The organism is Sphaerisporangium sp. NPDC088356, from assembly GCF_040685555.1.
Classification (GTDB): domain Bacteria; phylum Actinomycetota; class Actinomycetes; order Streptosporangiales; family Streptosporangiaceae; genus Sphaerisporangium.
In genome coordinates this window covers 1-13,173 of record NZ_JBFBIK010000043.1, presented here as the reverse complement: position 1 = coordinate 13,173, position 13,173 = coordinate 1, and the positions used below count along the sequence as shown (strand labels likewise).

General features: G+C 66.8%; 9 protein-coding genes. 5 read left to right on the top strand and 4 right to left on the bottom strand.

The annotated features are described in order from the left end of the window. Positions 1-239: 239 nt before the first annotated feature. Positions 240-464, bottom strand: coding sequence for a hypothetical protein (locus tag AB0O34_RS17985; protein ID WP_363916520.1), 225 nt, complete (start codon positions 462-464; stop codon positions 240-242). 417 nt (positions 465-881) lie between these two features. Between AB0O34_RS17985 and bla the strand changes: the two genes are divergently transcribed. Both bla and AB0O34_RS17975 read left to right on the top strand, forming a co-directional pair. Further along, positions 882-1,880, top strand: a complete 999-nt coding sequence (gene bla / locus AB0O34_RS17980; RefSeq protein WP_363916518.1) for a class A beta-lactamase — start codon at positions 882-884, stop codon at positions 1,878-1,880. A gap of 282 nt (positions 1,881-2,162) precedes the next feature. Beyond that, positions 2,163-4,265: a tetratricopeptide repeat protein gene (locus AB0O34_RS17975; protein ID WP_363916516.1), complete on the top strand. Its 2,103-nt coding sequence runs from the start codon at positions 2,163-2,165 to the stop codon at positions 4,263-4,265. A gap of 82 nt (positions 4,266-4,347) precedes the next feature. Here the strand turns inward: AB0O34_RS17975 and AB0O34_RS17970 are convergent, their stop codons facing one another. From AB0O34_RS17970 to AB0O34_RS17960, 3 genes are all read right to left on the bottom strand, one after another. Then, entirely contained in the window at positions 4,348-5,334 is a 987-nt protein-coding gene (locus AB0O34_RS17970; RefSeq protein WP_363916514.1) for a carbohydrate kinase family protein, read from the bottom strand. Next, on the bottom strand, positions 5,331-5,996 hold the full coding sequence (locus AB0O34_RS17965; protein ID WP_363916513.1) for a hypothetical protein: 666 nt from the start codon (positions 5,994-5,996) through the stop codon (positions 5,331-5,333). Before AB0O34_RS17965 ends, AB0O34_RS17970 begins: the two co-directional genes overlap by 4 nt. 89 nt (positions 5,997-6,085) lie before the next feature. Continuing rightward, positions 6,086-7,327 carry a hypothetical protein gene (locus AB0O34_RS17960; protein ID WP_363916512.1) on the bottom strand — a complete coding sequence of 414 codons (1,242 nt, stop codon included), beginning with the start codon at positions 7,325-7,327 and terminating at the stop codon, positions 6,086-6,088. A 320-nt stretch (positions 7,328-7,647) separates the two neighbouring features. On the opposite strand from AB0O34_RS17960, the gene AB0O34_RS17955 reads away from it, so the two are divergent. The 3 genes from AB0O34_RS17955 (at position 7,648) to AB0O34_RS17945 (ending at position 12,456) form a co-directional block, all read left to right on the top strand. Further along, positions 7,648-10,788 (top strand): tetratricopeptide repeat protein, encoded by a 3,141-nt coding sequence (locus tag AB0O34_RS17955; RefSeq protein ID WP_363916511.1) that lies wholly within the window; start codon positions 7,648-7,650, stop codon positions 10,786-10,788. Between the two features lie 592 nt (positions 10,789-11,380). Continuing rightward, positions 11,381-11,749, top strand: coding sequence for a hypothetical protein (locus AB0O34_RS17950; RefSeq protein ID WP_363916510.1), 369 nt, complete (start codon positions 11,381-11,383; stop codon positions 11,747-11,749). Positions 11,750-11,874: 125 nt separating this feature from the next. After that, entirely contained in the window at positions 11,875-12,456 is a 582-nt protein-coding gene (locus AB0O34_RS17945) for a hypothetical protein (protein WP_363916509.1), read from the top strand. Positions 12,457-13,173 lie beyond the last annotated feature (717 nt).

Genomic DNA, 13,173 nt, shown 5'->3' with positions numbered 1-13,173 from the left:
GGCGGCTTATATTGCGGTAAATCCCGATTATCGGTGGCTCTAAACGCTAAAGATCCCGAACTCTGGCTTGGCCTCTCCGAGGTGACGTTTCGCATCCTCCTCGACTAGCGTCTCGAAACGTACACGTCGATTCGACATTCCCGGGAACCGATTCGGCGCTCCGTGGGTCCAGGCATCACGCCGGGCCCGACCGTCAGAAACGGAGTGAACCCATGCTGAAGCACGCTCTCGCCGCCGGCTCACTGGCAGCGTTCAGCCTCGTCGTTCCCGCGGTGACGCCGGCCCAGCCCGCCGGCGCCGCCACCGGCCGGCAAATATCGGAAGCCCACCCCTGCCACCACCATGGTCCGTACGGCCACCACCGCCACTGCCACCAGGGATATCCGTACGGCCACCATCACTGGCACCACGGTCATTGGCACCACGGTCATCCGTACGGGCACCACCACTGGCACCACGGTCACGGCGACCACCGGTGATCTATCCGACCCGGACCTTCACACCACCCTGAACAGCGCGATCGACGATGCGGTGGCGCGAGAACGTCCGGCATTCCTTCGTCGACACACAGATACGACGCCCGGCGTAACGCGTAGCCGGAGGCGCGAATCACCAGCCACCCGACTTCGCCGCGAGCGGCGGACCCTCCGCATCCTCGAAGGAACGGCGGGTCCGCCGTGGAGACGGCACAGCGATCGAGCGGTTCTCGTGCCCGCGGACGATGATCGGCGGTGCAAATACCGCTCCATGGCACCGAGACCCACTGTGAGCTGTGCTGATACGCATTCCAATATCAATACATGACTAATATCGATATTGGACATCAACTCGTGCAGTCTGCTTTGCTCTCTCCTCCTACTGATCAAGAGCAAGGACATGGAATGCGACACCCCCGTACCCGCCGCTTCCCCGCGATGCTGAAAGCGACCGGACTGGCGATATCCATTCTGGCGAGCGGTGCCGCCTACGGTGCGAACTCCGCTTCGGCCGACAGCCAGACGCTCCCACGGAGCGCGGCTTCCTGGACCGGGCAGGCCGTCCTCGACGACCTGCGGGCGGGGGCGTCCGGCCAGGCCGACGCTCGCCGGCGGCTTCGCGCGCTGGAGGTGTCCACCAAGAGCCGCATCGGGGCGTACGCCGTCGACACGGCCACGGGCAAGACGATCAACTACCGGTCCGGCGAGCGCTTCCCGCTGCTGTCCACCTTCAAGGCGCTGGCGGCCGCCGCGGTGCTGCGGAAGGCCCGCACGTCCGACCCGGGGCTGATGAACCGGGTCATCCACTGGAAGAGCAGCGACCTCAAAGCCAACTCACCGATCACCGAGAAGCACGTGGACGATGGACTGACCGTCGCCCAACTGTGCGCGGCCGCCATCGACTACAGCGACAACACCGCGGGCAACATGCTGCTGAAGCAAGTCGGCGGCCCGGCGGGACTGACGAGGTACTTCCGCGCGCTGAAGGACCCGATCACCCGCCTGGACCGCTGGGAGACCGAGCTCAACAACTGGAATCCCAAGGAGAAGCGGGACACCACCACCCCCGCCGCCATGGCCGGCAACCTGCGAAAAGTCACTTTCGGCACAGCGCTCGACGCCAAGGACCAGGCGCAGCTGATCGGCTGGCTCCGCGGGAACACGACCGGTGACGCACGGATCCGCGCCGGACTGCCCAAGACCTGGATCATCGGCGACAAGACCGGCACCTCCGACACCTACGGGGCCGCCAACGACATCGCCGTCATCCAGACCTCGGAGTCCGCCGCACCGCTGATCATGGCCATCTACACCACCCACAAGGCCGCCGACGCCCTCGGCGACAACAAGCTCATCGCCGACACCGCCACCACCCTCGCCCACGCCCTCGGCAAACTCCCCTAGCCATCATGGCGGCGGGGCAGGTGCCCGCTCCTAGGCAACCGGCCCCGCCAGGCCATGGCCGGGTGGCGATCCTGATCGGACGTCCTGCGCTCTTCGTACGCGATCGAGTCCGCGGTCGCGGGGCAATCGGGTATCTCCCAGCCAGAGCAAGGGAGCGATCCACCTTGACGGGGCCTTAGGGCACGAGCAAGCATAGAAGTCCGATTCAATGTCGACAGGTGACGGCCATCCACTGGCCGAGCGCGTTCACCAGGCTTCCCGTCCCACGATGTGTGCAGGGTGATGAATAGCGGTTCCGGCGACGACGACACCCCTGATGGTCATGTCAACGACTTGAGTGGGTCGGTTCTGGGACCTGTAGTCCAAGCACGCGATGTCCGGGGCGGAATCCATGTGCATCACGGATTCGAGCCCCTGCCAAAGCCGTCCCAGCTCCCGGCGGGCAGCATCCTGGTGGACCGCGTCGAAGCACTGGCACTCCTCGATTCCGTACGCTCCGACCACCGTGGCCCGGGCGTGCCCAAGGTCGCCTTGGTCAGCGGCCCGGCCGGCATCGGCAAGACAGCGGTGGCGCTGCACTGGGCGCACCGCGAGCGTCACACCTTTCCCGACGGCCAGCTCTACGCCGACCTGCGCGGGCACGCGGCGGACGAGCCCGTCGAGCCGACGGAGGTGCTGGGACATTTCATCCGGGCATTCGGTATCGCCCCGGAGCGCATCCCCGCAGGCCTGGCGGAGCGCGCGGCGCTCTTCCAATCGGTCGTCAGTGAACGTCGTCTGGTCATCGTGCTGGATGATGCCCTCTCAGCCGCCCAGGTCAGTCCTCTGCTTCCTGCCTCGGCCAACAGCGTGGCCGTGGTCACCAGCCGCTGGCGGCTCGCGGGCCTGCTCCTGCGCGGCGCTCGCGGCGTACAGCTCGATCGGCTCAGCGCCGAGGGAGCGCTGGAACTACTGAGACGTACCCTCGGCGACGACCGCGTCGAGAGCGAGCCGGACGCCGCCGTGGAACTCGTCGAACTGTGCTCGCGGTTCCCGCTGCCGCTGTGCGTGGCCGCCGCGCGGCTCGCGACCAGGCCGACCTGGGAGGTGGGCGAGATGGTCGATGCGCTGAGGCAGGAAAGGCAGCGCCTCAACGCGCTTTCCGTGGAGGAGGACATTACGATCCGCGCCGCCCTGATGCTGTCGTACCGCGAGCTTTCGCCGCCGGAGGCACGGGTCTACCGGCTACTCGGGCTCTTCCCGGGCGCGCCCTTCGACAGCTGGGCAGCCGCCGCCACGGTCGGGCTTCCCCGTACGCGCATCAGGCAACTGCTCGGGGTATTGGTGGACGCCAATCTGCTGGACGACGTCACCGGTGGAAACTACAAGTTCCACGACCTCACCCTGCTCCACGCTCGTGAAATGGCCCAGCAGGACGAGGCTCCGGCCGTTCTCGACGAGACCGTACGACGCGCACTGGACTGGTTCCTGCACACCGCGTCCACCGCGAGCCGGGTCATACTGCCGTATCGGGGCTCACCCGCACCGGTGGTGGAGCACATACCTGCTGAACCTTTCGTTTTCTCCGGCCCGGCGCAGGCGCTGGACTGGCTGGAAAACGAGTTCCGCAACCTGCGCACGGCTGTACGAACCGCGTTCGATCGCGGGGCGTTCCGCGTGGCGTGGCAGCTCGTGGACGAGATGTGGCCGCTGTTCCTCTACCGAGGCCACCACGCCGAACGGTTGGAGGTGGACCAACTGGGGCTGGAGGCGGCACGAGCGTGCTCCGACGCTCTTGCCGAGGCCAAGATGCTGAACCGCACAGGGCTGGCACTGCGCGAGCTGGGCCGGACGGAGGAAGCGGCCGATGACTTCCGCCAGGCGCTGCGCATCTGGCGCCGTATAGGCAACCGGCAGCGTGTCGCGGGTACGCTGCGGCGGTTGGGGCTGGTGGAGAAGGATCTCGGCCGTCTCGACATGGCGATAACGCTGTTCGGCGAAGCGCTGGACGGCTATCGCGAGGAGAAGGAGTCCCGCAGGGTCGCTCTCACGTTGTGCGATCTCGGCGAGGCTCTGATCGAGAAGCGGCGTGAGGAAGAGGCCGTCGCGCATCTGACGGAGGCGCGGAGCCTGTTGGGGGCGGAGGCGGATCCGCACAATCAGGCACGCGTGCTCATCCTGCTCGGCCGTGCGCGAGCCAAAGACGGTGCGGTCGCATCCGATCTGCTGCTGCAGGGCCTGCACCTCATGAGGGACAGCGGTTCCGCCACCGGTGAGGCGCTCGCGCTGCGGGAACTAGGAAACCTTGCCCTGTCAGAAGGCAGGAGGGACGACGCGCGCCGGTACCACGAGGAGGCGCGGCAGATCGTCGCACGAATGGGAAGGTCGGAGCAGACGAGCGAGTGAGCCGGTACGCCGAGTTCTGAACGGTCGGACTGACGGCTCAGCGGCCTTCGAGCGGCCGGCGCGGCTGTCACGGATCAGCGGCTCATGGCCACCCACCGCCATCCCAGCGTCCGAGAACGGTTGTGGGTGGATGCGAGTTGCGCAGTTCCGCGAGTTCCCCGTCGGTCAGCGACGCGGTCACCGGAAGGCGGGTTCCGATCTTCCAGCCCGCGTGCAGCACGGCCGTCTGCAGGGCGCGCACCGGGTCTTTCGTACGCAGCCACACGTGAAGGAAGGTGGCGAACAACGCGTCGCCCGCCCCTGAAGTGTTGACGACTCCCCGTGGCGTCACCGCCTCCACCCGTACCAGCATCCCGTCACGCGTGCCCAGCAACGCGCCTCGCGCTCCCATCCCCACGCACGTCAACCGGCATCTCGGGTAGTGGTCGAAGACTCTCGCCACCCACACCTCAGGCGGGCAGGGAAGCAGCTCGTGGCTGCAGAAGACGATCTCGGCCGCCTGAAGCCAGGGCCGGTTGTACTCGTCCGTCAGGTCCGCGATGAGATGGACGTCCACCGCGATGGGCACGCCGAGCAGGGCCGCCGAAGCGACCATGGCCCGTACGAACTTCGCGTTCGTCAGGACCAGCAGGTCGGCGTCGCGTGCCACCGCGCCCATCACCTCGAACGGATAAGTGATCCCGTTCACCGGCGCGAGGTGGGGAAGACCCATACGGCTCCCATCGGGTGCGACCAGGGCCACTCCCATGGACGACGCCGGACCGTCGACCACCTCGGGGCCGAGCAACCCGACCCGGTCCAGCTCCGCGCGTATCTCCACACCGAGGATATCGCGTCCGACGACCGTGCACAGGCGTACGTCCTCCTCCAGCGTGCGGAGGATACGCGCGATGTGACCCGCCGCTCCGGACACCCCTCCGGCCATCCAGCGTGGCGTGCACTTCGAGGAGTAGCGCAGGGGGAAGCCCGGCACACCGACCGACAGGTAGAAGCTGACGGCACCCGCGACCACGATCTTCCGTGTCGTGCGTCCGCCCTCTCGCGGGCCGCCCGGGGACATCGATGTCATGAGACGCTCCTTCGCGCGCTTCCCGGGAAGGGATCGGTCAGCCGGATCTGTGCCCGGCCGGCGACCTCCAGCGAACCCGGCGTGCCTGCGGCCGAGCCGATGTAACGGCCGAGGATCACCGACGCGGTCGTCAGGCACCGAAGCGGTATGCCGGCGACCAGCCATCCGTAGAGGAACGATCCGTACACCGCCGGCCCCAGGCCCGCGCCGGCCGCTGACCCACCCACTTCGGTGATCTTCGCGAGTCGCCCGTCACGCAGTCCCACCAGGCAGCCCCGCCGCCGCCTGCCGGTGGCGACCTCGCAGCCGGGGTAGCGGTCAAGGATGCGGGTCACCCGGTGGGCCTGGAACGGGTACGGGCGCCTCCTGGCCCCGACCACCACGTCCGCGGCCTCGCGCCATCCTTCGTCCAGACCGTCATCGAGATGGACGACGACATGAACGCCCTCGGAGACGAGCGTGCCCGGCGGCATCGCGCAGTAGCCCCGCGTACCCGTGAAGACCATCAAGTGGGGTTCGCGGAGCGGCCCCTCCCGGGGAATCACGAGGATCGCCGGTGCGCTGAGCCGCACCGTCGCCGTTCGCGTCATGGACGCGGTACGCCTCATGTGGAACACGTCCTGGAGCCGAAACAAATGAACGGCGACAAGCTTCTCGAGCACGTTCGCCTCCATCTCCGATCGACAGGAAAGGCTCGTGACGGCAGAGGAAGAGCCGGCCGAGGTGTTCACCGGGCGTGGCGGGTGCGTCGTCATGTCCGCTTGCCCCGGCTTGCCCGGGTACCTCCGGGGCTGGTCGTGCAGCACGGCTGGACCGCCGCCGCGAACGGCGGGAGACCAGGTGGACCTCCGTGAACAGCGCAATGGTTCAGGAGGAACGGCACAGCGGCCGGTGCGGTCGCCGTGATGGTCGCGGGCTGTTTCAAGCGCATCAGCCGGTACATGAGCCGGCGCATGTTGCGGTCGAAGCGACCTGGCGCCGAGGTGATCCGCTCCACCACGCTCTTGTACCGGTCGTCCCGGAACTCGGCGCTCACCCTGGTCAGTTGCCCGTACAGGGACTCGTGCGGGGTCAGCCGCGGCGCGACGGCGGCGAGTTCGCCTTGCGCGGAGGCCGGATCCACCTCGGACTCGGGGAAGCTCGCGAGCACCACCGGAGCTCCGGTGACGGTCCCGTACAGGGTCGCCGATCCGTGATCACCGATGATCAGGTCGGCCGCGGCGAGCACCGATCGCCAGTCCGCCTCGGGCGGCACCAGGCCGAGCCCTTGCCGCAGGCAGTCCGCGAGCCACGTTCTCACCTGCCACACACCATGCCCAAACCAGACATTAGGGTGAAAAAGCGCCACGATGCGGAACTGCTCCTCGGGCAACTCGGACAGCAGGCGAGGCAGCAGGTCCGAGCGCCGCCCGAACAGCGACTGCGATCCCCACGTTGAGGTGACCACGACGAGTTTTTGGTCCCGCCTGACCGCCAGCGCCCTGCGGTAGGCGGCTCGATGCGCCAGGCTCACGGCCAACCGGTCGTATGACGAGTCACCGACCACGACGGCCGAAGGCACCGCCTCCGGGCACGTCCGGCCGAGCCGTCCCAGTTCGGACCGGTGGGACAGGACGATCGCCGCCGGGACGACCGCGCCGTCGTAGACCAACCGTTGCGTGTCGAGCCCGTACGCGACGGCTCCGCCGACAGCGCGAGCACCTTCGCGCGCCCTGACCAGCTTGTTGAAGCCGGCGCCATGGGGCATGACGATCAAAGGCGCGTGAATCTCGTGCACCGCTCCCAAGGCGGCCGCGAGAGCAAGATCGAATCGCTGTTGCGTCGCCTGACGCCAGGGTAAGCGGATCACACGCAGGCCATCCAGGAACTCGGCCACCCCATTGCCGAAGACATCAGGGGCCATCGTGAAGACCACCTGGATCCGCAGGTCCGACTCGACAAGTCGCATGGTTTCCAGCAGCCGCTGTCCCGATGTGACGGTGTGGACCACCACGAGAACCGCCTTGCAGTTGGGGCGTGTCACCCATCTGCGCGCGTCGAGCCCGATCGGAACCCGACGCCATTCCTGATCAGACATTGGTATACCCAGCCCCCTCGCCGGCCCTCGGCTGTTCGGACGAGGCCCCCTCGCCCTCATCGCAAGCGTCGGCCCCACGCCTTGCGGAAATCCTTGCGGCGGACTTGCGTTTTACACGCGGAACCACTTCGAGTAAGAGACGCTTTTACTACACCCACGGTCAGGCACTGGATCTATCGCGCGGCCGGTGAAAAACTACCGGGCACGGAAGGGCGACGTCCCGAGAAGAGACTCGAATGGAATTTCGCATTTTGGGTCCAGTGGAACTCTGGTCCTGCGAACGGCGCCATGACCTGGGCTGGGCCAGGGAACGGCTCGTCATGGCGGTTCTCCTCATGACGCCGGGGCGCCCGGTCTCGGCGCAATCACTCATCGGCAAGATGTGGGACGGCAACCCAACGGAGAAAGCACGAGCTCATTTACAGACCCACATTGCCCGCCTGCGGAGCCGCCTCCATGATATCGGCGAAGACAAAGGCACGCACCTGTACCACCTTTCCGGGGCCTACATATTGGAAACGGACGTCGAAAACATCGATTATCACCGGTTCCGCAGACTGCGTACGGAAGCCCGGCAATCGGCGGCGAGTGGCGATCCCGATCACGCTCTTCGGCTCTACCAGCAAGCGGCGAACCTGTGGCGCGGGGAACCACTGGCAGGCCTCCAGGGTTCGTGGGCCGACACGACTCGCAAGAATCTCGAAGACGAGCTGGTCGGCTGCACCATCGAGCGCATCACACTCGAACTCGGCCACGGTGACCACATCCGGCCGATCGCGGAGCTGTCCGAACTCGTCACCCGCTTCCCCTTCGACGAGAAGCTCGTCGAGCTTCTCATGCGAGCGCTGTATGCCGGCGGGCGTCAGGCGGACGCGCTGGCGGCCTACCGGCAAGCGCGGAAACGACTCGTCGACGACCTCGGCACCGAGGCAGGGACCGAACTGCAGGAACTGCATCAGCGCATTCTCCGCCGCGACCCCACGCTCCTGCCCGAAGCCGGGGCACGAGGGACGGCGGAGAATCCTCCTCCCAACGATCTGCCGCGCGATGTCCCCACCTTCACCGGCAGGGCGGCCGAAGTCGCCTTCCTGACGTCCGACAAAGTGCTCGCGGAGGCGGCGGTGCCCGTGCTGGCCATCGACGGCATGGCGGGGGTCGGCAAGACCTCGCTCGCCGTACACGTGGCGCACCGTCTTGCCGCCCGGTATCCCGACGGCCGGCTCTATCTCGACTTGCGCGGTCACCATGCCCACCACGAGGCGGTCGAGCCGGCCGCCGCCCTCGACCGGCTGCTTCACCATCTCGGCGTGCCCGGAAGCGAGATCCCCGAGGAACTGGACGCGCGGGCCGGGCTGTGGCGCGAGCGACTGGCCGGACGCAGAGTTCTCATCGTGCTGGACGACGCGACGGGGCATCAGCAGATCCGCCACCTACTGCCCGGCGTGCCCGGCTGTCTGGTCATCGTCACGAGCAGGCGGAGACTGGCCGGCCTGGAGGGCGTCGAGTCGCTCTCGCTGGACGTCCTGCCTCCGGAGGACGCCGCCACGCTTCTTCATCGTGCCGCCGGCACGGGTCGCGAGCTCGAAGCCGAGCACGTCGCCGCGGTGACGCGGCTCTGCGGCCACCTCCCTCTCGCCATCCAGCTGGTCGGCGGCAGGCTCCGGCACCGCCCAGCGTGGAGCGTCGCCGATCTGGCGGAACGGCTGGGACGGGACAACCAGCGCCTGGCCGAGATCAGAGCCGAGAACCGCGAAATCACCGCCGCATTCCATCTCTCCTATCAAGGGCTCACCGAAGCCCAGCGGCGGGCGTTCGGCCGACTCGGGCTCCATCCGGGGATGGAACTGACCGCCCATTGCGCGGCAGCGCTGCTGGAATCGCCCCTCGCTGACGCGGAGAATCTCCTCGACGACCTTCTGGACCACCATCTGATCGCCGAACCGCGACGCGGCCGATATCGCTTTCATGATCTGATCCGCGACTACGCCGTCTCGCTGTCCCATCAGGAGTCGGAGGGCGAGCGTACGGGCGCCCTTCAGCGCATCCTGGATTACCACCTCTTCCTGGCGGACCGTGCGGACCGGCTCCTTTACCAGCACCGGGTGCGCATCCCCGTTGAGGTGGATATTCCACCGCGAACATCACCCGACATCGCGACCGCGGACCAAGCCCGGAAATGGTTGAGCACGGAACTCGACGATCTCCTGCGGCTGACCCGCTATGCCGCGAAACATGGCTGGACACGGCACGCCGCGATGTTCCCTCATGTGCTGAGTCGCCACCTCAGCTTCTGGGGACACTGGGCGGATGCCATCCGTGTTCACGCGAGCGCGATCGAGGCATGGCGGCGACTGGACGACGAGCGGGGAGTCGCACGTGCCATGACCGACCTCAGCGAGGTGCTTTGGCGGGACGGCCGGCTCGACGAATGCCTTGACGTGGCGACCCAGGCCCTGCGCATCCAGCGCGGACGGGACGATCAGCACGGTGTCGCGGAGCTCCTCGACCAGAGCGGCCGGGCTCACTGGCACCGCTCGGAATTCGATGTGGCGCTGGGTTATTTCGAGCAGGCGCTCGATATCAGAAGGGCGATCGATGACCGCTACGGCCAGGCTCTGAGCCTGAACCACATCGCCGGCATCGCCCACGACAGAGGAGAGTACCGAGCGGCGTCCGACCGCTTGCGGGAAGTTCTCGCACTGCATGAGAAGGACGGCGACCTCCATGGCCGTCAGGTGGTGTTGAACAACATCGGCGAGCTGGAGGCACGCCTCGGCCAATACACCAGCGCATTGAAGTATTACGAGGAGGCATCCGCCCTCGCCACAGAGACGGGCCCCAAGGACAGGGCCACTCTGCTGCACAACACGGCCAACGTACTGCAGCATCTCGGCCGTCATGGAGAGGCGCTGGAACGCTACAGGAGCGCCTTGCGCCTCTATCGCGATATCGGCGACCGGCGATGCGAAGCGCACACGCTCAACAGCGTCGGCTCCTGCTATGCGAGCATCGGGAACGACGGGCCCGCGCTCATCCATCACCAGAAGGCGTTGCACATCTCCACGGAGCTTCTGGAGCGGCAGCAACAGGCGCGTGCCCTGCTGGGCATCGGCGACGCCCATCAGCGTGCGGCTCGCCATCACACCGCGCTCAAGTTCTACGACGAAGCGCTGCGTGTCGCCCAAGGCATCGGCGACGTCCACCAGGAAGCTCAGGCATTGCGGCAGCTGGGCTCCGCACTCGACCGGATCGGCGACCGCTCCCAAGCCCGGCGGCTCTGGCGCCAAGCCCTGGAGCTCTATGAGCACCTGGGCGTCCCCGAGGCACGGGGCCTCCGGACCCGCCTACACGGCTTTCCTGAAGCGGCAGATTCGTAACACCGAAGACCTCCCGCCAGAAAGCTCGCAACGCTATCGCAGCAGTTACCGATCGGACAAAACGCACACCACTCGCCTTATCCCATAATTCTCCAACATGCGTGTGCAAGGCGGGAATGGTGGCGCGCCGAGCGCCGAGCAACTAGGATTTGGGGCTGTACGAATCGAACAAAGAGGTTCGGCCGTAACACGTCCACACAGTTAGGGATATACGTGAAAGCACGAGACTATGTGCTGGCAGCAGCGCTGCTGTCGGCGGCCATCTGGATGACGCACGTGGCACCGTTCATCCCAGGAATTGCTGGCGTCCAGTAGACCAGATGATATGACACCGCAAAGGAGGGGGGCGAGATTCGACCTCCCTCCGCGGATGTCAGCACTACGAGGTTCCTCCCGGAGGGACGTTCAGGAACTCCCGGATGAACGGTCCAACCGCTACACTTCAGCCGCGTTACTACACTTTTCTCCTGTCTCCCCTTACCTTGGCCAGGAGGCTCCACGACGAGGCGTATCCACCACTCGCCGCGAGACCTCCGCTGGCGCCCCCACCCTCCGGGGAAGGTCTGACCCACGATGGTCGCAGGGAGATGTGATGGACCCCACCGTGCTCACCGGGATACTGTCCGCGCTGATCGGCGGGGCGGCGGGTGAGCTGGGCAAGGGTGCCTGGGCGTCGCTGACCACCCTCGCGCGGCGACGGTTCGGACGAGAATCGGCGGCGGTCACAGCGCTGGAACAAGCCGATTCCGACAAGCCGGATGAGATCGCCGGGCTCCTCGTCGACCTGGCAGCGATAGACCCCGAATTCGGAAAAGAGCTTCACAGATGGACGACCGAAGCCGCGCACATCATCCAGCAGAGGCGTGACGTGTCCAACACGATATCTGGCGAAGCCCAGATCACCGGCCCAGTGATCCAGGCCGGCGACATCCACGGCTCGGTCAGCTTCGATCGCGCCTGAGGCGGTGCCCACTATCCTCGGCCGGCTCGACCGCTCCTCTTGACACCTTCGCCGGCGAGCTCTCGCTGTCCGCTTTGCTCCTGGACACGCACGCCAGGTCGGCGCCGGGCGGCGGAGAGGAACGCATGGGCGAGCACGATGCCTTCTGGATCGACCACGGCCACGATCGCGAACTCGCGACCGACGGGTCGAGCCACTACGCGCAGCATGTAGAGCGCAACGTCGCGGCGTTCGAGAGCTCGTGGGGCGACATCGCGCCGGTCACCTTCGCCTGCACCGCGTGGCGGCTCGCCATCACACCCTCGCCACCGTACGTGCGCCGGCACCGGCGCGTCCTGTCCGCCGCCTGCGACCGCAACCCCTGGGACGGCACGCTCACCGCCCACATCCTGCTCGTGTCACCACTGCCCGCCGAGCTCACCGCCTCCCGCGAATGGTGGCGCGACCGTGGCTGGCGCGAGTGGCCGCAGACCTTCGGCCAGTACCTCGAGCCCACCGACCAGGACCTCACCCGCGCCCCCTTCCTACGCACCACCCTGCTCATCGACGCGCCCGTCCCCCTCGACGCCCTGCCACCCGCCCCCGACGGCCCTTCCAAGTCCCTCCCCGGCACCGCACGCCTGGCAGTCGCCGCCCTCGCCCGAGAGCTCAACGCCCTGCTCACCCCGATCATCCAGAAACTGGAAACCGCCCAGACACCCGGCTGACCCGGCGCCGGTCTCGCACTCACCTGGAGGCGACCGCCCACGACGGACCTGAAGCTCATCGTGAGCCTTGGCGATCCGCTCGCCGTCACTGGTGCCGCATATCACGCAAAAGCCGGAATTATCGACCTGTCGAATTACTTAACCATCCGGTTCCCGGCTTTTGCCTCCATGGGATGACCATTCCGGATGCGCTCAGCTAGCGTCTTAGGACATAGCCGTCGATTCGACATGTTCCCGGTAGCCGATTCGACGCTCCGTAAGTCCAGGCACCACGCCGGGCTCCCATCACCAGATACGGAGATGTCCCATGCTCAAAAATGCTCTCGCGGCCGCCTCGCTGGCAGCGTTCAGCCTTATCGTTCCCGTGACAATGTCGGCGCAGCCTGCAGGCGCAAGCGCCATGAACCCGGAAATCCATTCCGTATCCCAAGGCCACCACTGCGACCTGGATCCCTACGGCCGATACAAAGGCCGCTGCGACGAGCGTCAGCCCTACGGCGATCACTGGCGCCACGGCCATCCCTACGGCCACCACCACGGGCATCACGGTCACCACTGGAATGGCCACAGATAATCCGGTGGCCGTACAAGGACGGGCGGGCTGACCGCGGACCACTCTGCGAATGGGCACCGGTCCGGGTTGAACCTGCCGGCACCCTCCGATGCTCCGCGAGTGCCGCAAACCTCCGGCGCGCCGTTGGGGCGGTGAATGCCCAC